We start from the raw sequence: 19,196 nt of genomic DNA, 5'->3' as shown, positions 1-19,196 counted from the left end.
GATTAGCGCTCCTCTCCCAGCTTGACGGCCTGATGGACGCGCAAGCGGCGGATGTGGGTGACCAGCATCAGAATGCCGATCGTCATCATGAAGGCGACGACGATGTATAGACGATAAGTGTCGGTCTGCTCGAAAATGACGCGGAACGGCGGCACCTGTCCGGCGGTATTGTCCGTCGTCTGCAGAAACGGCAGGAACAGCAGGCTCGCGAGCTTGCCGATGCCGATGCCGAGTCCGATCGACAGGCCCGCCGTGAATACCTGCTCGAGCAGGAGCATGCCGGTCAGTTGGCGCCGGGACAATCCCATCGCGCGCAGGATGCCGATCTGCACGATCCGGCCCGACAAGTTAAAGAACCAGTACAGGATATAGCCGGATAGCGTGACGATGATCGTCACCATGAAGCCAAGGCTCAGGATGCCGAATACGCCGCCCCGCGCCGGGTGCTTGCCCTGCGCGATCAAGTCGCTGCGGGCGTCCGAGATCGAGGCGATCTCCACGCCCTTCGCCTGCAGCGCCGGGATGAGCGGCGCCGTCTTGGCGTCGGGCTCCATCTTGAGCCATACGTCGTACGGCATGAGCGGCATCTCGTCGTACAGGTAATCGAGATTCGCGACCAGGAACGGCGTCTCGTCCGGGTACTGCGCGGGCCAATAAGGCAGCGAAGCCGCGATGATGAACGGAATCTTCTGATCCTGGATAATCGCTTGGATCTCGTCGCCAGGCTTCAGATTGTACTTCTTGGCCACGTTGCTGGAGATCAAGGCGTATCCGGCGGATCTGCCCATGACGGCCAGGTAGTTGTAAAAACCGGCCGGATACAAGTCCTTGCGGTACCAGGCGACGCGCGCGAAATCCACGTTGTCGATGCCGACGACGGTCGCTTGGCCCGCGGTGCGGTCGGCGACCGTAAGGCTCGCCTTGGCCTGCAGCACGCGCGCCGCGTGCACGACGCCCGGCAGGTGCCGGAAGGTCTCGAACGGCGGCTCGTTGTAGTTGATCTTCGTCGGCACCGGGCGGTTCTGTCCGCCTCCCGAGCCTCCGCCTGATCCGCCTCCCGATCCGCCCCCGCCGGAGCCTCCTCCGCCTGAGCCGCCGCCGGAAGGCTGCGACACCTCGGCGTTGCCCTCCCAGGCCGCCGAGACGACGACGTCCGCGCCGTGCTGGTAGAGAATGCGCTCCTCCGAGTTGAGCCCGATCGTGCGGGCCGCCGAAGCGTTGTATACGCCCAGGCCGAGCGTCAGGATGAGCAGGATCATGAGCGGGTAATACGACTTCGCGGAGCGCGAGAGCTGCGTCAGCGTCAGATAGAGCGGCACCGGCAGGAACGAACGGCCGAGCCAGCCGAGCAGCGACAGCAGCACCGGGAACAGCCGCAGGAATACGAGGCCCGCCGCGAAGATGCTGATCGCCGGCACAAAGAACAGGAACGGCTGCACGTTGAGCTGATCGGTCGTCATGCCCGTCTTGAACGAGATCATCTGCCGTTCGTTGAACAGGTACCATCCGTAGGCCGCCACGCCGACGAGGACCACGTCGAGGAACCAGCGCTGCCATACGGGCCTGCGGTCGCCGCGCGCCATCTTGCGCTTGTAGTCGACGATCGAAGTGCGGGTGAAGACCATCGCCGGGATGACGGCCGCCCCGATCGCGACGATCACGGCGGCGGCGCCTGCCAGTACGCTGTCGGTGGAGAACCCGATGGGGATCGACTTGCGGTTGACGAACTCCAGGAATCCGCTAGCCGAGCCGATGCTCTTGGCCATGTACCAGCCGATGAACGGACCGGCGACGAGCGCCACGATGCCGAGCAGCACGCCCTCGAGCAGGAAGAGCAGGAAGATCTGCCTCGTGCCAGCCCCCCGGCTCCGCAGCACCGCGATGTCGGAGCGCTGCTTTTCGAGCGACTGCTGCGCGTTCATCGTGATGAAGTAGAAAACCATGGCGATCATCGGCGCCGCGAGCGTGAACAGCATCGTCTGCAGCTGCACGCTCTGCTTGCGGAACTCGCTCAGCATGTCGGCGAAGGAGATCACCACCTGCGTGTCCTTCAGCAGCTGGTTGACCTCGATGTCCGTCCGCGACAGCGTGTGCGCGAGCGGCGTCAGCTGGCTCGTCTGGATGTTCCGCAGGTCGTAGGCCGAATACCAGGCGGCGACCTGCAGCGGGATCTTCCGCTCCGCCACGAGATCGTCCAGCATGGCCGGCTCCGCGATGAACATCGTGCCGAGCAAGGTATCGAGGCCTTGGTACCAATACGCGGCCGAATCGGTCTTCGGCTTGAAGCTGCCGACGATCTCGACGCGCAACGTCAGGTTCAGCCCGCCGTAGATCGGGTAGAGTAAGACGTCGCCTACGTGGAGATCGAAGCGAAGCATCGCCTCCTCCATCATGACCGCCTGCAGCGTGCCGTCCGAGCCGGCCCGGTCGCCGTACCACTGGCCGCCGGTCATCTCGACCTGGTCCTTGAGGCCGCCGAAGGCCGAGATCGTCATCTTGCGCGTCCGGCTCGCGTCTACCTTGCCCGGGTCTTCGGGCTGCACCTCGGCGGTCCGGATCGAGAGGCTGCGCTGGTCGGCATCCTTGGGGAATCCGACGCGCGAAGGCACGTCTTCCTTAATATAACGGTCGACCGCGGCGAAGTTCGCCGGGTCGGTCTTGCCGTCGCTCGACTGGTAGCGGATGAGCAGCGAGCCGGCGGGCAGCCCTTCGCTGTTCTCCTTGAGCGAGCTCGCGACCACCCGCTTGAGCGCGCCGTCCGCGTACATCGGGATGCTGGTCGTAAAGGCGACGGCCACGAGCAATCCGGCCAGCGTGCTTAGCGTCAGCCAGCGGGTGTTCCACATCTTGCGGAATAAAAAACGGATGAGCGCCATAAATCAGCTTCCTACGACTTTCTGTCCCGGCGTCAGACCTGACAGCACTTCGATATCGGTCGCCGTCTGCTGGCCGACCTCGATGTCCACCTCGCGCTTGCTGCCGTCCGACTCGGCGACCTGCACGTACGTGCGCGCGCCCGCCGTGCGCAGCGTCGACCGCGGGATGACGACCGCGTCCACCTTGCGGTCGACGACGACGGAAAAGCTGAGCGGCGTGCCGCGCGTCGCTGCCGCGGGGAGCTTGTCGACCGAGATGAGCAGATAGTCGCTCAGGTTGGTCACCTTGGGCCCCTGGGCGCCTCCGCCCCCGCCGCTGCCGTCGTCGGCCTTGGGCACGGGCAGCGACTTGATCTTCCCTTTGACGGCGCCCGCGCTGTTGATGTCCACCGATACCTCCATGCCCACCGCGACCTGCTGAAGATCGTCGGACGACAGCTCGCCCGCCACGATCAGGCTGCCGGGATCGGCGATTACGCACAACGGATCGTAAACCTTGATCGCCGCGCCTTCCTGGACGTTCAGCGATACGACCGTGCCAGAGAAGGGTGCCGTCAGCACCGCGCTCGCGATATCCGTCTCGAGATCGCCGATCTTCTGGCGAGCCTCCTCGAAGGCGATCTGCTTCTGTTCGAATTCGATCGGGTCCATCTCGTCCTTGTCCCGCAGCGTCTGCTTCATCTGCAGCTCCTGCTGGCGGAACTGCAGTCGCTGGTCCCGCAGCTGCTTTTTCATGTCCTCGACGTCGAGCTCGGCCACCGTCTGGCCGGCCTTTACGACGTCGCCGGGCTGTATGTACAATTTCTTGAGGCGCATGCCCTCCATGGCCTTGGCCGAGTAGTACAGCGTCTTCTCCTGCGTAGACAGCAGCTTGCCCGAACCGGAGACCGTCGTCTCGAGCGTCTTGGTCGTCACGTCGTACTCGGGTTTCTTGGAGATCTCGGGCAGCTGAATCTGCGACAGGTCCTCCTCTTCCGGTTCGTCGGGCAGCAGCGAACAGCCCGCTACGGCCGTGGACAGGGCGACCGCCGCCAGCAGGCCCGCCGCCCGGCGCATGCCGCTTTTCTTTTTATCCTGCGACGAATACGCCGTCCACCATTTCATAGACATGGTCTGCAACCTCCATAATCGTAGTATCGTGAGTCGTCATGCAGATCGTGACGTTTTCCGAGCGGACGACCTCCCGGAATACCGCCATCACCTGCGCCGCCATCTGCGAATCGAGCTCGGCCGTCGGCTCGTCCGCGAGAAGCAGGCTCGGCCGATGCGCGAGCGCCTTGGCGATGGCGACGCGCTGCTGCTCGCCTCCCGACAGCTCGAAGGGACGGTGGTGCATCCGCTTGGCCAGCCCGACGAGCTCGAGACACGAGGTTACGCGAGACTTCCACTCGCCGCGCGGCGTCTTGGCCATCCGGAGGGACAGCTCGACGTTCTCGTAGGCGGACAACAAGGGCATAAGCGCGTAGGCCTGGAAGATAAATCCGATATCCTTGCGGCGGACCTGGGTCCGCTTGTCGTCGTTCCATGCATGAAACGGCTTGCCTTGAAAATAGATCTCTCCCTCTGTCGGCCTGTCGAGGCCCCCCATCAAATTCATCAGCGTCGTTTTCCCGGAGCCGGAACGGCCCTTCAGCATGATCAGCTGGTTCGGCTCGAGGGTCAGATCGATGCCCTTCAGCACGCGCAGTTTCTGGCCGCCGACGTCGAAGGACCGTTCCACGCCTTTGACGCTGAGCAGCGGCTGCCGCTCGGGAACATCCATTACCTTTCCTCCCTCGGTCTTCCATCGTACAGTCAACATTATAACGAGAGATTTCGGGAAAAAGTTACGTCTTTAGATTAAATTTATGAGAAATCTGAAAAAATGCTGAAAGTTTTTTCGCCTTTCCGGTTCCGTTCTGACAGGCTTCGTTTTTTTGAGCAAAGACTTTATAACGAAGGGTAAAATTGTGTATCATGAAGAGATAACCTGCAGCACATAGAAAGGTCGGGTCGCCATGGACAAATTGATCGAAAATAAATCCTCATCCTCCAACTTCATTAGAAACATCGTCGTCGACGATCTGGCGGCCGGCCGCGTCAAGGAAGTCGTCACCCGCTTCCCGCCGGAGCCGAACGGCTACCTGCATATCGGGCACGCGAAGTCGATCTGCCTGAACTTCGGGCTCGCCGACGAATTCCAAGGGCGCACCAACCTGCGCTTCGACGACACGAACCCGGTCAAAGAAGACATCGAGTACGTCGAAGCGATCAAGCGCGACGTCCAGTGGCTCGGCTTCGAGTGGGACGGACTGTTCTTCGCGTCCGACTACTTCGGCGAGATGTACGAGCGCGCGCTGCTGCTGATCCGCAAGGGACTCGCCTACGTGGACGACCAGTCCGCCGACGAGATCCGCGAGTCGCGCGGCACGCTGACCGAGCCGGGCAGGCCGAGCCCCTATCGCGACCGTTCGCCGGAGGATAATCTGACGCTGTTCGGCCGCATGAAGAACGGGGAGTTCGCGAACGGGGAAAAGGTGCTGCGCGCCAAGATCGACATGGCGTCTCCGAACGTCAACATGCGCGACCCGGTCATCTATCGAATCGTGCACGCCCATCATCACAATACCGGGGATGCCTGGTGCATCTACCCGATGTACGCCTTCGCGCACCCGCTCGAGGACGCCATCGAGGGCGTCACCCACTCGTTCTGCACGCTGGAGTTCGAGGATCAGCGCCCTTTCTACGACTGGGTCGTCGCCGAATGCGAGATGCCCAGCGTGCCGCGTCAGTACGAGTTCAACCGTCTCAACCTGACCAACACCGTCATGAGCAAACGGAAGCTTAAGCAGCTCGTGGACGAGAACGTAGTGGACGGCTGGGACGACCCGCGCATGCCGACCATCTCCGGCCTGCGCCGCAAGGGCTACACGCCCGATGCGATCCGCGCGTTCTGCCGCGAGATCGGCGTCGCCAAGAGCTACGGCGTCGTCGACGAGCGCATGCTCGAGCACTTCATCCGCGAGGACCTGAAGCTCAAGGCGCTTCGTACGATGGCCGTCCTGCGGCCGCTCAAGGTCGTCATCACGAACTATCCCGAAGGTCAGACCGAATGGCTCGAAGCGGAGAACAACTCGGAGAACGAAGAGATGGGCAGCCGCAGCATTCCGTTCTCCCGCGAGATCTACATCGAGCAGGACGACTTCATGGAGGTTCCGCCGGCCAAGTACTTCCGCCTGTTCCCTGGCAACGAGGTGCGCCTGAAGAGCGCGTACTTCATCAAGTGCGAGGAAGTCGTGAAAAACGAAGCCGGAGAAGTCGTCGAGCTGCGATGCACGTACGATCCCGAGACCAAGAGCGGTTCCGGCTTCACCGGCCGCAAGGTCAAAGGGACGATCCACTGGATCGAGGCCTCGCAGGCCGTTCCCGCCGATTTCCGCCTGTACGAGCCGCTGATTCTGGACGAATCCGAGGAAGATGACGCGGAGGACCTCTCGTTCCTCGAGCGCATTAATCCGCATTCGCTCGAGACGCTGTCCGGTTACGTCGAGCCAGGCATGAAGGAAGCGGCCGCGCAGGAGAAGTTCCAGTTTTTCCGCCACGGCTACTTCAACGTCGATCCCAAGGACAGCGCGCCGGGACGTCCGGTATTCAACAGGATCGTGTCGCTCAAGAGCTCGTTCGACGCCGCCAAGGCCTGATTGCTCGCCGCCCGTCCGCCCCATAATCCGATCCAGCCCCTTCGCCGCCACCCGCGGCGGGGGCTTTTTCGCTCCAAGCCCGACTAACCGAGGAGGTTCGCCATGAAGAGTTCAACCGCCGTCCGTCCCTCGTTCCCGCGCGCCCTGCTGCGCAGCGCCGCGTTCGCCGCTTCGGTCGCGCTGCTGTCCGGCTGCGGAGGCAACGCCGCTTCCCCGTCCGGGACCGCTCCGTCCCAGCCGTCAGCGTCCGCCCCGCCGGCGGCCGCATCCGCTTCGCCTTCCGCCGCTCCGTCCGCCTCGTCGGCCGGGACGGCTTCGCCGAACGCGAGCCCCGGCGGCGGGTCCCCGTCCGCCGGACCGACTACCTCCCCTGCCGCCTCCGACGGCGCGCCGGATTCGATCCCGACGCGCGTCGCGCGGATGAGCCTCCAGGAGAAGATCGGACAGATGATCCTGGCCGGCTTCGAGGGCAGCTCTCTGCCGGATGCCGCGACCTTGCGCATGATCCGCGAAGACCGCATCGGCGGCGTGATCTTGTACAAGGACAATATCGCCGACCTCCCCAAGACGGTCAAGCTCGTCAACGCGATCAAGGCAGCCAACGCCAAAGCCGGCAACGCGCCGATCTTCGTCAGCGTCGATCAAGAGGGCGGCAAAGTCAGCCGCATGCCGGCGAGCTACGCTAAAATTCCGGAAGCGGCGGCCGTCGGCCTGACCGGCAGCGACAAGCTTGCCGAGCGGATGGGCGAACTGCTTGCCCGCCAGGTCGGCTCGGCCGGCTTCAACGTGGACTTCACGCCCGTCCTCGACATCAACAGCAACCCTGACAATCCGGTCATCGGCACCCGCTCGTTCGGCGCAACGGCCGATGTCGTAACCCATGCCGGCCTGGCCGCCATGCGCGGCCTGCGCGAGGAAGGCATCGTATCCGTGGTCAAGCACTTCCCCGGTCACGGCGATACGTCCGTAGACTCCCATCTGGACCTCCCCGTGCTGAACAAGACGGCGGAGCAGCTGGCCAAGCTGGAATGGATCCCGTTCAAGGCCGCGATCGGTCAGCAAGCAGACGCGGTCATGGTCGCGCATATCCTGTTCCCCAAGATCGATCCCGACGCGCCCGCTTCCTTCTCCAAGGTCATCATCGGCGAACAGCTTCGCGGCAAGCTAGGCTACAAGGGCGTCGTCATCACCGACGACATGACGATGGGCGCGATCGCCAAGCATTACGACCTCGCGGACGCCGCCGTCAAGAGCGTGCAGGCGGGCAGCGATATCCTGCTCGTGGCGCACGGCTACGACGTGGAACGAAAAGTATACGAAGCGCTCCAATCCGCGGTCCGCAGCGGCAAGCTGCCGGAGACGCGAATCGACGAGAGCGTGACGCGCATCCTGGCGCTGAAAGACCGTTACAAGCTGACGGATAAGGCCGTCCCCTTGCCGCAGCTGACACAACTGAACGAGGATACCGCCGCCTGGAAGAGCGAAGTGGAAAAAGCCGGTCGATAAACGGAGGTTCCGTCTCGGGAAGGGAGGAAATGAAAGGATGTACCGTATCATGATCGTCGAGGACGACGAGAAAATCGGCGCGCTGCTGCAGGATTATATCGGGAGGTACGGCTTCGATGCGCGCGTGGCCCGCGATTTCCGCGATCTTGCGGCCGAATTCGAAGCCTTGCAGCCCCATCTGGTTCTCCTCGATATTAACCTGCCGTACTTCGACGGCTACTACTGGTGCCGCCAGATTCGCAAGCGCTCGAACGTCCCGATCATCTTCCTATCGGCCAGGTCGGGCGAGATGGACCAGGTGATGGCGATCGAGAACGGCGGCGACGACTACGTCGCCAAGCCGATTCCGCTCGACCTGCTGATGGCCAAGATCAAGAGCGCGCTGCGGCGCGCGTATGGAGAGTACGCAGCGGGACAAGCCCAGTCGGAGTCCGACACAGCGGCCGCGGGAGGCCTCGCGCTGCACGTCGGTCGCAGCGAGCTGGCCTGGGGCGGCGCGCGGGTGCCGCTGTCCAAAAACGAACGGCAGCTCGCGCACGCCCTCATCCGCCGATACGGGCGCATCGTCTCGCGCGAAGAGCTGCTCGAGGCGCTCTGGGATGACGTGCAGTTCGTCGACGACAATACGCTGACCGTCAACGTGACGCGGCTGCGCAAGAAGCTCGAGGAACTCGGGCTGAAGGATGCGATCGATACCGTCCGCGGGCAGGGCTATCGCCTGAACGCCGATGCCGGCGCGGGGAATGGGCCGGCCGCCCTATGAGCGGCAGCAAGACGGACCGTCGCCCTCTTTATACGTTTAAGGATTACCTCATCGATCGCCTTCCCCACCTGGCCGCCGCCATGCTGGCCGTCCTGCTCGTGCTGACGTTCGTCCGGCTCATGCTGTGGAGCCATGGACTGCCCTTCTCCTGGGCCGACGGCGCGTACGTCGCGCTGCTGACCGCGTTCGTACTCTTCGCCTGGATCGTCCTCGGATGGCTGCGCCGCAGGTCGTTCGCGCGAGAGCTGAGCGAGGCCTGGCGGCAGGCCGACCGAGGCGCGGGCGCAGCGCCGCTCTCCATCGGGTCGCCGTCGACGCGGGAGCAGCGGGCGTTCGTCGCCCTGCTGACGCGGATGTACGCCGTTCACCAGAACGAGCTGAGCGCGCTGCGCAGGCAGCAGGAATTCCACCGGCACTTCACTGCGCGCTGGGTTCACCAGATGAAGACGCCCGTGTCCGTCATCGAGCTGCTCATGCAGCGGCACCCCGGTCCCGATGACGCCGCCGGCGCGCGCGATACGGAGCGCAGCGTGCTCGAGGAGACGGACCGGCTGCGGCACGGGCTCGATATGATGCTGCATACGTCCAGGCTCGACAAGTTCGAGCTGGATGCCGCGTTCCGTGCCGTGCGGCTCGGCGAGCTCGTACGCGCTGTGCTAAGCGAGTTCAAGCGACCTTTTATCCGCCGCTCGATTTTCCCTTCGCTCGAGGGCGACGCGGAGGTAGAGACCGACGCCAAGTGGGTCTCCTTCATTCTGAGCCAGCTCGTCTCCAACGCGATCAAGTACGCCAAAAAAGAAAAAGGCCCGCAGCGTCTCGCGGTCCTGATCGAGCGTCTGCCGGACGGCGCCGTGCGGCTCTCGGTCCGCGATGAAGGAATCGGCATCGCGCCGGAGGATCTGCCGCGGCTGTTCGAGCCGTTTTTTACGGGCGGCAACGGCCGTCTGACCGGCGAGTCGACGGGCATGGGGCTCTATCTTGCCAAGCAGGCGAGCGCCCGTCTCGGCATCGACTTGAACGTCGATTCGGAGCCGGGCGCCGGCACGACGGCCTCGCTACTCTTCAGCCCGTCGGGCATTCACCGTCTCGCGGACCCGCATTCGGACGGGGACGCGCCGACGTGACAGTCCCAACCTGAGGGTCCCAACCTGAGGGTCCCAACCTGAGGGTCCCAACCTGACAATAATGTAAGGTTCGGGCGCCGGAATTGAAAGGCAAATCGATGGGCCGGCCTGCCATGCGCGGCTATACTTGAGCCATAACGACAACAGGCAGGAGGGTTTACTGCATGCAAGTGCTCAAAGCGCAAGGCTTATCTAAAATTTACGGCGCCAAGGGAGGCATCGCCTACCACGCGCTCGACCAAATCGACCTCTCCGTGGACAAGGGAGAATTCGTGGGCATCATGGGACCGTCCGGCAGCGGCAAGACGACGCTGCTCAACCTGCTCGCGACGATCGACAAGCCGACCTCCGGCACGCTCGAGATCGGCGGCACGGATCCCGTACGACTGAGCGAGCGGGATATCGCCTTGTTCCGCCGCCGGGAGCTGGGCTTCGTCTTCCAGGACTTCAATCTGCTCGACACGCTGCCGATCAAGGAGAACATCATCCTCCCGCTCGTGCTCGAAGGCGCGAAGCCGGCGGTCATCGAGCAGAAGCTGCGGCCGGTCGCCGAGCTGCTCGGCATCGAGGGCATCCTGAACAAACGGACCTACGAGGTATCCGGGGGCCAGAAGCAGCGCGCGGCGATCGCCAGGGCGATCATCCACGAGCCTTCTCTCCTGCTCGCCGACGAACTTACGGGCAACCTCGATTCCAAGTCGGCCAAGGATGTCATGAACGCGCTGCGCGATCTGAACGAACGGCTGTCGGCGACCGTGCTTCTCGTCACGCATGACCCGTTTTCCGCGAGCTACTGCAAGCGCGTCGTGTTCATCAAGGATGGCAGACTGTTTTCCGAGATTCGCCGGGGCGTGAACCGCCAAGCCTTTTTCCAACAGATCTTGGATGCGCTAAGCGTGCTGGGAGGGAATTTCGATGACGTTCCGTTCGCTCGCGCTTAGCAACGTACGCGGCAACTGGCGCGCATACAGCGCGTTCCTTCTCAGCAGCATTTTCTCCGTTCTTATCTTCTACCTGTACGCCGCGTTCCTGTTCCATCCGGATGTCCGGAGCGGAGAGATCCGCGGCGCCGCCCAGGTCAAGCAAGGCATGCTGGCTTGCGAATTTTTGATCATGATCTTTTCTTTCTTTTTTGTCCTCTATTCGAATTCGGCGTTCATGAAAACGCGCAAAAAGGAGTTCGGCCTGTTCACGCTCTTCGGCATGACGCGGGGGCAGATTCGGAAGATGGTGCTGTACGAGGGGGCCTTCATCGCGGCCGTCTCCATCGCCGCCGGCATCGGGCTCGGCATGCTGTTCAGCAAGCTGTTTTTCCTGGCGCTCGGCATGCTCCTAGGCTCGGGGGAAACGATCCCGTTCGCCGTACCGCAGATCGCGCTCTGGGTCACGATCGCCGGCTTCTTCGCCTTGTTCATGACCATCACGGCGCTGACGCTGCTGCGGGTCGGCCGGTCGCAGATCGTCGAGCTGCTGCGCGAGGCGCGCAAGCCGAAGCCGGAGCCCCGCCTGTCCGTCGCTGCCGCTCTCGCGGGATTCCTGACGCTCGCCGGCGGATATGCGCTCGCCTTGACGATGAACACGATGACATTCCTGGTACTATCGATTCCCGTCATCGGGCTGACGGTCGTCGGCACCTACTTTCTGTTCTCGCAGGGAAGCGTGGCCGTGCTGCGTCTGCTTATGCGCCGCAGACGTTTCTATTACAACCGGACGCATATGCTGACGGTCTCCCAGCTCGTCTACAAAATGAAGGATAACGCCCGCCTGCTGTTCGTCATCTCGGTCATGAGCGCGGTCGTCCTGTCCGCTTCGGGCACCGTCTACGTATTCCAGAAGCTCCAGAAGGAGCAGATCGTCGAGCATACGCCTTATGCGGTCGGCTTCGTCGAACGAGGCGCGAACGCGCATCAGGTCGTCGATCCCGCCGAGGTGGAGCGTATCCTGCAGTCGGACGGGCTGCGCATCACGCGAGAACAGAAGCTGACCGGCCTGCTGGGCGAGAACCTCGTTTCCGTCGGTTCCGCTGCCGATAGCGGGTCGGTAGACGAAAAAGACCGCATGAAGGCGATGATCGTCTCCGAGCGGGATTATAATCGGGAAGCTCAGATCTTGGGACGTAAAAAGGCCGATGTCGCGGGCAGCGAAGCCGCGTTGATCTTGCCTTACAAAGAAATGGAGTCCTTTTCCCCGCTGAAGATCGGAGATATCCGGTTCACGCTGGGCGGAAAGACCGTTGCGCTGAAGCTGGCAAGTCAGATGGGCGGAGCGATCGCAAGCCCCGTTTCCTACGCCAGTTACATGCTCGTCGTCGACGATGCGCTGTACGAGACGCTGCGGGCTTCTGCGCCGCCGCAGAGCACGCTCGTCAGCTACGGCTACGACTGGGCGAACTGGGAGCATAGCGAAGCGACGGTCGACAAGATCGACGCCGCGATCGATCCCGCGTACGAGCGGCAGGCGCAGACTTATCGCGTGCCGAGCTACGCCTCGGGGCAGCAATCGATTGCGCTGACGCTTTTCATCGGCCTGTTTATCTCGCTGCTTTTCTTCGTAGCGATGGGCAGCCTCATTTACTTCAAGCTGTTCACGGAGCTTCAGGACGATCAGACGCAGTTCAAGGCGCTGGCGCGGATCGGCATGACCGCCGCCGAGATTCGGCGCATCGTGGTGACGCAGGTGGGGCTCGTGTTCCTGCTGCCATGCCTAGTCGGCAGCGTCCATGCGCTGATCGCCATCCAGGCGCTCGGGAATCTGCTCCACAGCCAGATCCTGAAGTATGCGGCCGTGGTATTCGGCATCTATATCGTGATGCAAGCCGCTTACTTTGCCGTTACCTGCGCCACCTACCTGCGCAGCATCCGCAAAGGCGGACGCACGGCTACGGAATAAAGCGAAGTTCATGCGCCGCGACATCGGAAACGGGTCGACAAAAAAACCTTGGCAACGCCCTTGCGGGCCGTATGCCAAGGTTTTTTTCGATTATGCGGTGAACAGCAGATCTTCCATCATCGTGAGCAGCCGATGCCTCATGCGGATCAGCTTCTCGATCGCCTTGGTGCGGAACATCTCGCTCTCGCCCATCCAGCGCAGGCTGCCGATCATCTCGTGCGTCTGATCCATCTCGATGATCTCGTCGGTATGCTGCATGTCGCGGTCGTAGATGCGCACTCTGTACAACAGGTCTTCGGTCTCGGTCAGCAGTTGTTGGTAGATGTCGGTGTTCATGATTCAATCAACCTCTCTTGTCGTTGTTATCTATTCGTTCCTGCTTCAAATTTGCACGGTGTTGATGTTCATTAACCGAGCGTGAGCAGATTGAATCAACGACAAGCGTATAGAGGCATTAAATTTTTATTAATATTGAGCCATCGCGCCGGTCGCAAGATAGGAATTAAGCCCAGACGAACGCCTGCGGGTCCTGACGCCACGCCTGCAGCAGCGCCACGTCCTCCTCGCGAACCGCGCCGCGCGCGAGCGCGACCTCGATCAATGCGCTGTAGTTCGAGAGCGTATCGAGCGGCACCGATTCGGCGGCGAACGCGTCCAGCGCGTTCTGGAATTGATACGTGAAGATGGCGATGACGCCCTGCACCTCGCAGCCCGCATCGCGAACGGCGACGGCCGCCTTGAGGGAGCTGCCGCCGGTCGAGATCAAATCCTCGATCAGAACGACCTTCTGGCCCGGCTTGAAGTGGCCTTCGATCTGGTTCGTCTTGCCGTGCCCCTTGGCCTTGTCCCGCACGTACAGCATCGGCAGTCCGAGGATGTCGGCGATCCATGCCGCATGGGGAATGCCGCCGGTCGCGATGCCCGCGACGGCCTCGCAGTCCGGGTATTTGTCGCGGATGACGGCCGCGAAGCCCTCCGCGACCGTGCGGCGGATCGCCGGGTAGGACATCGTCAGCCGGTTGTCGCAGTAGATCGGCGACTTGATGCCGCTCGTCCAGGTGAACGGGTCTTGCGGGCGCAGCGAGACGGCGCCGATATCCAGCAGCGCTCCCGCGATGACGGACGGCAGCTGCGAGAGGTTAAGGGATTCGCTCATGCTTCGGTCAGCTCCTTCAAAATGGATTCAAATGCCTGCGCAGGGTCCGGCGCGGCGACGATCGGTCTTCCGATGACGAGGTAGTCCGTGCCGCCGTCCGCGGCTTCTCGCGGCGTCGTCACGCGCGACTGGTCGCCGAGCGCGGCGCCGGCCGGCCGGATGCCCGGCGTCACGGTGAGAAAGCCATCGCCGCAGGCGGCCTTGATCGCCTCGACCTCGAGAGGCGAAGCGACGACGCCCTGCAGCCCGGCATGCTTCGCCAGCACGGCGTAGCGCACGACGGCCTCCTCGACGCTGCCGGCGATGCCGACCTCGCCGTTCAGCGTCTCGCGGCTCGTGCTCGTCAGCTGCGTAACGCCGATGACGATCGGCGCGGACGCGGCCTCACCGGCCGCGACGGCGTCGTTTACGCCTTGCATCGCCGACCGCATCATCGCGCTGCCTCCAGCCGCATGCACGTTGAACATGTCGACGCCCATGCGCGCGATGCTGCGCGCGCCGCCTCTCACCGTGTTCGGGATATCGTGCATTTTCAGATCGAGGAAGATTCGGAAGCCTCTCTTCTTCAGCTCGCGCACGATCTCGTGTCCGGCCGCGTAGAACAGCTCCATGCCCACCTTAACCCAGCAGCCCGTTCCCTCGAGCCGGCCGGCGATTTGCAGCGCGGTCTGGGCGTCGGGCTTGTCCAGTCCGACCATGATCATGGCCGCCGCTTCCTGGCGCGTGCGTGTTGACGTCATCTTTTCATCCGCCTTCCCGTTTCGATTGGACGCTCATCTGGCATATTTCGCCCATATAGAAGCCCGATCCGCCGCCGGCGAAGCTGGCGGTAGACCGGGCATGGCGCGTGCTTTTAGTAGACCGGCATCGGCTCGCTGGAGAAGCGCAGCGCCTGCAGCATGTGCAGCAGCGCGCTTACCGTGTCGAGCGACGTGAGACATACGACGCCGTTCTCGACGGCTTCGCGTCGGATCCGGAAGCCGTCGCGCTCCGGCGTCTTGCCCTTCGTCAGGGTATTGACGACGAACTGCGCTTGACCCGTGCGGATCAGGTCGACGATGTTCGGCGAACCTTCGCTCAGCTTGTTGCAGCGCTTGACGCGCATGCCTGCAGCTTCGAGCGCGTCGGCCGTTCCGCCCGTTGCGATCAGCTTGTAGCCGAGGTTGTAGAAGCCGCGCAGGATAGCGATCGCTTCTTCCTTGTCCTTGTCGGCGACCGTGGCGATGATCGAGCCCGACTGCGGGATCTTCATGCCGGAGCCGATCAGGCCCTTGAACAGCGCCTTGGCGAAGTGGCGGTCGCGGCCCATGACCTCGCCCGTAGACTTCATCTCCGGGGTCAGCGTCGGGTCGACGCGGCGCAGCTTGGCGAAGGAGAATACCGGCACCTTGACCGACACGTGCTCATCCTCCGGCCACAGGCCTTCCTGATAGTTCAGATCGGCCAGCTTCTCGCCGAGGATCGCGCGGGTCGCCAGGTTCGCCATCGGGATGTTCGTGACCTTGGACAGGAACGGCACCGTGCGCGAGGAGCGCGGGTTGACCTCGATGACGTACACCTTCTCCTGCCAGACGACGAACTGGATGTTGACCAGGCCGACCGTCTTCAGCGCCTTGGCGATGCGGATCGTGATGTCGACCGCTTGTTGCTTGATGTCGTCCGACAGCGATTGCGGCGGATAGACCGCGATCGAGTCGCCGGAGTGGACGCCGGCGCGCTCGACATGCTCCATGATGCCCGGGATGAGCACCGTGTCGCCGTCGCAGATCGCGTCGACTTCGATTTCCTTTCCCAGCATGTAGCGGTCGATCAGAACCGGGTGCTCCGGATTGATCTTGACGGCCACCTTCATATAGGCGAGCAGTTCTTCGTCGGAGTATACGATCTCCATCGCGCGTCCGCCGAGGACGTAGGATGGACGTACGAGCACCGGATAGCCGAGCTCCTGCGCCGTGCCGACCGCCTCGTCGACGGAGGTAACGGTGCTGCCCTTCGGCTGGGCGATCTCGAGACCGCGCAGCAGCGCCTCGAAGCGCTTGCGGTCTTCGGCCTCGTCGATGCTGTCGAGCGAGGTGCCGAGGATGCGGACGCCTGCCTTAGACAGCGGTCCGGCCAGGTTGATGGCCGTCTGGCCGCCGAACTGGACGATGACGCCAAGCGGCTGCTCCTGCTCGATGACGTTCATGACGTCTTCGAAGAAGAGCGGTTCGAAGTAGAGGCGGTCCGACGTGTTGAAGTCGGTCGATACCGTCTCCGGATTGTTATTGATAATGACGGCCTCGTAGCCCGCGTTGCGGAGCGCCCATACGGCATGCACGGTCGAGTAGTCGAACTCGATGCCCTGGCCGATGCGGATCGGCCCGGAGCCGAGCACAATAACCTTTTGCTTGTCGCTTGGGATGACTTCGTTCTCGGTCTCGTAGGTCGAGTAGTAATACGGCGTCGTCGCTTCGAATTCGGCCGCGCAGGTGTCGACCATCTTGTAGACCGGCTTGAGGCCCTGAGCGAGACGATGCGCGCGGATGTCGGCTTCAACCGTCAGCGCGGCGGATGCGCCCTGGCCTTCGCGGCGCAGCTCGGCGATCGCGCGGTCCGTGAAGCCCATGCGCTTGGCCTGATACAGCGTCTCTGGCGTCAGGCCCGGTTCGCGGCGGATCACGTCCTCGAAGCGGACGATGCGCTCGATCTTGTCGAGGAACCACCAGTCGATGCTTGTCGTGTCCTGGATCTTCTGCAGGTCCCAGCCCCGGCGGAACGCTTCGGCGATCAGGAACAGCCGCTCGTCGTCGGCCTTGGCCAGACGCGTCGTCAGCGTTTCTTCGTCCAGCTCGTCTGCGCCCTTCAGGAACAGGCGGTGCACGCCGATCTCAAGCGAACGCACGGCTTTGTGGATCGACTCCTCGAACGTGCGGCCGATGGCCATGACTTCGCCGGTCGCCTTCATCTGCGTGCCGAGCTTGCGGTTCGCGTCCGTGAACTTGTCGAACGGCCAGCGCGGAATCTTGCTCACGATGTAATCGAGGGTCGGCTCGAAGCAGGCGTACGTCTGGCCCGTGACCGGGTTGACGATCTCGTCGAGCGTGTAGCCGACCGCGATCTTGGCCGCCATCTTGGCGATCGGATAGCCGGTCGCCTTGGAAGCGAGCGCCGAAGAACGGCTGACGCGCGGATTGACTTCGATGACATAGTATTGGTAGCTCTGCGGATCGAGCGCGAACTGCACGTTGCAGCCGCCTTCGATGTTCAGCGCGCGGATGATCTTGAGCGAAGCCGAACGCAGCATCTGGTATTCGCGGTCGGACAGCGTCTGGCTCGGGGCCACGACGATGGAGTCGCCCGTATGGACGCCGACCGGATCGAAGTTTTCCATGTTGCAGACGACGATGCAGTTGTCGTTCGCGTCGCGCATGACTTCGTATTCGACTTCCTTCATGCCGGCGATCGATTTCTCGATCAGGCACTGGCCGATCGGGCTGTAGCGCAGGCCGTTCGCGACGATCTCGCGCAGCTCGTCCTCGCTGCCGCAGATGCCGCCGCCCGTGCCGCCCAGCGTGTATGCCGGACGCACGATGACCGGATAGCCGATCTCGCTCGCGAAGTCGACCGATTCCTGCACCGTCGTGACGATGACGCTCTCCGGAACCGGCTGCTCGAGCTCGCGCATCAGATCGCGGAACAGATCGCGGTCCTCCGCCTTCTCGATCGCGGTCAGCTGGGTGCCGAGGAGCTTGACGCCTTCGGCTTCGAGCACGCCTGCGCGCGCCAGCTCGACCGCCATATTGAGGCCGGTCTGGCCGCCCAGCGTCGGGAGGAGTCCGTCCGGACGCTCCTGACGGATGATCTGGGAGACGAACTCGAGGTTGATCGGTTCGATGTATACTTTGTCGGCCATGTTCGTATCGGTCATGATCGTGGCCGGGTTGCTGTTGATGAGGACGACCTCGAGGCCTTCTTCCTTCAGAGCCTGGCAGGCTTGCGTGCCGGCGTAGTCGAACTCCGCCGCCTGGCCGATGACGATCGGACCGGAGCCGATGACGAGAATCTTTTTAAGTTCGTTATTTTTGGGCATACTGCAGTTCTCCTCTCAGCATCTCCGACAGTTGCGCTTGCCGCGGGCGTTCGGGGTTTTTCAGCTTGTGCTCGCGGATCATCTCCAGGAACTGGTCGAACAGATAGCCGCTGTCGAACGGTCCTGGCGCCGCTTCCGGATGGTACTGGACGCTGAAAGCCGGGTACTTGGCATGCTTTAGGCCCTCGATCGTCTTATCGTTATTGTTAATGTGCGTCACGACGAGGTCGGTGCCCTTGACGGACTCTTCCTTGACCGTGTAGCCGTGATTCTGCGAAGTAATGTAGCAGCGTCCGGATTCTAACTCCTTGACCGGGTGGTTGCCGCCGCGGTGGCCGAACTTCAGCTTATCCGTGTCCGCGCCGCAGGCGAGAGCGAACAGCTGGTGGCCGAGGCAGATGCCGAAGATCGGATATTCGCCGAGCAGCTGGCGTACCGTCTCGACGGACTCCGGCACGTCCTTGGGGTCGCCGGGGCCGTTGGACAGCTGGACGCCGTCCGGATGGAGGCGGCGGATCTCGTCGGCCGTCGTGTTGTACGGAACGACGATGACGTCGCAGCCGCGCTGCGTCAGCTCGCGGAGAATACCGCTCTTCGCGCCGTAATCGATCAGCACGATACGCTCCTTGGTGCCGGGACTCGAGAATACGTTTTTCGTCGACGTCCAAGCGACCTGGTTGCGCGGCAGCGGGGTGACGCCCATGCGCTCCTGCAGTTCCTCGACGCGCTCGCTGCCCGTCGTGAGGATGCCCTTCATGACGCCGTGACGGCGAATGATCCGCGTCAGCATGCGGGTGTCGACTTCGCTGATGCCGATAATGCCGTATTCCTTGAGCAGGTGGCCGAGCGAATCCTGGGCGCGCCAGTTGCTCGGGACTTCCTCGTAGCGGCGCGTGACGAATCCGTGGATATACGGGCGTACCGACTCGAAGTCGTCGCGCGTAATGCCATAGTTGCCGATCAGGGGAAACGTCATCGTGACGATCTGTCCGCAATAGGACGGATCCGAGATGACCTCTTGATAACCTGTAATGCCTGTATTAAATACGACCTCGCCTACCGACGCGCCTTCGGCGCCGAACGATTGCCCCGTAAACAGGGTGCCGTCTTCAAGTAAAAGTCTCGCTTGCATC

General features: G+C 62.8%; 14 protein-coding genes. 6 read left to right on the top strand and 8 right to left on the bottom strand.

The window, feature by feature from the left end; all coding sequences use genetic code 11:
• Positions 1 to 2: 2 nt before the first annotated feature.
• The 3 genes from PQG80_RS01595 to PQG80_RS01585 are packed head-to-tail and all read right to left on the bottom strand — an operon-like array spanning position 3 to position 4,638.
• Positions 3 to 2,876 (bottom strand): ABC transporter permease, encoded by a 2,874-nt coding sequence (locus PQG80_RS01595; RefSeq protein WP_271749380.1) that lies wholly within the window; start codon positions 2,874 to 2,876, stop codon positions 3 to 5.
• Between the two features lie 3 nt (positions 2,877 to 2,879).
• Entirely contained in the window at positions 2,880 to 3,986 is a 1,107-nt protein-coding gene (locus PQG80_RS01590; protein ID WP_271749379.1) for an efflux RND transporter periplasmic adaptor subunit, read from the bottom strand.
• The gene (locus PQG80_RS01585; RefSeq protein ID WP_271749378.1) at positions 3,946 to 4,638 is read right to left on the bottom strand and encodes an ABC transporter ATP-binding protein; all 693 of its coding nucleotides are present in this window, start codon (positions 4,636 to 4,638) and stop codon (positions 3,946 to 3,948) included. Before PQG80_RS01585 ends, PQG80_RS01590 begins: the two co-directional genes overlap by 41 nt.
• Positions 4,639 to 4,873: 235 nt before the next feature.
• Between PQG80_RS01585 and PQG80_RS01580 the strand changes: the two genes are divergently transcribed.
• The 6 genes from PQG80_RS01580 to PQG80_RS01555 all read left to right on the top strand — a co-directional run bounded on the left by PQG80_RS01580 (position 4,874) and on the right by PQG80_RS01555 (position 12,838).
• Complete coding sequence (locus PQG80_RS01580; protein WP_271749377.1) at positions 4,874 to 6,556, top strand: glutamine--tRNA ligase/YqeY domain fusion protein; 1,683 nt, start codon at positions 4,874 to 4,876, stop codon at positions 6,554 to 6,556.
• 102 nt (positions 6,557 to 6,658) lie between these two features.
• Positions 6,659 to 8,062 carry a beta-N-acetylhexosaminidase gene (nagZ, locus tag PQG80_RS01575; RefSeq protein ID WP_271749376.1) on the top strand — a complete coding sequence of 468 codons (1,404 nt, stop codon included), beginning with the start codon at positions 6,659 to 6,661 and terminating at the stop codon, positions 8,060 to 8,062.
• Positions 8,063 to 8,099: 37 nt separating this feature from the next.
• Positions 8,100 to 8,825 (top strand): response regulator transcription factor, encoded by a 726-nt coding sequence (locus PQG80_RS01570; RefSeq protein ID WP_271749375.1) that lies wholly within the window; start codon positions 8,100 to 8,102, stop codon positions 8,823 to 8,825.
• A complete protein-coding gene (locus tag PQG80_RS01565) occupies positions 8,822 to 9,949 on the top strand; it encodes a sensor histidine kinase (protein ID WP_271749373.1) in 1,128 nt (375 codons plus the stop codon). Before PQG80_RS01570 ends, PQG80_RS01565 begins: the two co-directional genes overlap by 4 nt.
• Before the next feature lie 164 nt (positions 9,950 to 10,113).
• Complete coding sequence (locus tag PQG80_RS01560) at positions 10,114 to 10,890, top strand: ABC transporter ATP-binding protein (protein ID WP_271749372.1); 777 nt, start codon at positions 10,114 to 10,116, stop codon at positions 10,888 to 10,890.
• Entirely contained in the window at positions 10,865 to 12,838 is a 1,974-nt protein-coding gene (locus tag PQG80_RS01555; RefSeq protein WP_271749371.1) for an ABC transporter permease, read from the top strand. Before PQG80_RS01560 ends, PQG80_RS01555 begins: the two co-directional genes overlap by 26 nt.
• 90 nt (positions 12,839 to 12,928) lie before the next feature.
• Here the strand turns inward: PQG80_RS01555 and PQG80_RS01550 are convergent, their stop codons facing one another.
• The 5 genes from PQG80_RS01550 to carA all read right to left on the bottom strand — a co-directional run bounded on the left by PQG80_RS01550 (position 12,929) and on the right by carA (position 19,195).
• The gene (locus PQG80_RS01550) at positions 12,929 to 13,174 is read right to left on the bottom strand and encodes a hypothetical protein (RefSeq protein ID WP_271749370.1); all 246 of its coding nucleotides are present in this window, start codon (positions 13,172 to 13,174) and stop codon (positions 12,929 to 12,931) included.
• 166 nt (positions 13,175 to 13,340) lie between these two features.
• Positions 13,341 to 13,994, bottom strand: a complete 654-nt coding sequence (gene pyrE, locus PQG80_RS01545; protein WP_271749369.1) for an orotate phosphoribosyltransferase — start codon at positions 13,992 to 13,994, stop codon at positions 13,341 to 13,343.
• Positions 13,991 to 14,734 (bottom strand): orotidine-5'-phosphate decarboxylase, encoded by a 744-nt coding sequence (gene pyrF, locus PQG80_RS01540; RefSeq protein WP_271749368.1) that lies wholly within the window; start codon positions 14,732 to 14,734, stop codon positions 13,991 to 13,993. The genes pyrE and pyrF overlap by 4 nt, the downstream gene beginning before the upstream one ends.
• A 113-nt stretch (positions 14,735 to 14,847) precedes the next feature.
• Positions 14,848 to 18,063, bottom strand: coding sequence for a carbamoyl-phosphate synthase large subunit (gene carB / locus PQG80_RS01535; RefSeq protein WP_271749367.1), 3,216 nt, complete (start codon positions 18,061 to 18,063; stop codon positions 14,848 to 14,850).
• On the bottom strand, positions 18,050 to 19,195 hold the full coding sequence (gene carA / locus PQG80_RS01530; RefSeq protein ID WP_271749366.1) for a glutamine-hydrolyzing carbamoyl-phosphate synthase small subunit: 1,146 nt from the start codon (positions 19,193 to 19,195) through the stop codon (positions 18,050 to 18,052). The genes carB and carA overlap by 14 nt, the downstream gene beginning before the upstream one ends.
• Position 19,196 lies beyond the last annotated feature (1 nt).

Source organism: Cohnella rhizoplanae, from assembly GCF_948329515.1.
GTDB lineage: Bacteria > Bacillota > Bacilli > Paenibacillales > Paenibacillaceae > Cohnella > Cohnella rhizoplanae.
This window is presented reverse-complemented; position numbering and strand designations above follow the sequence as displayed.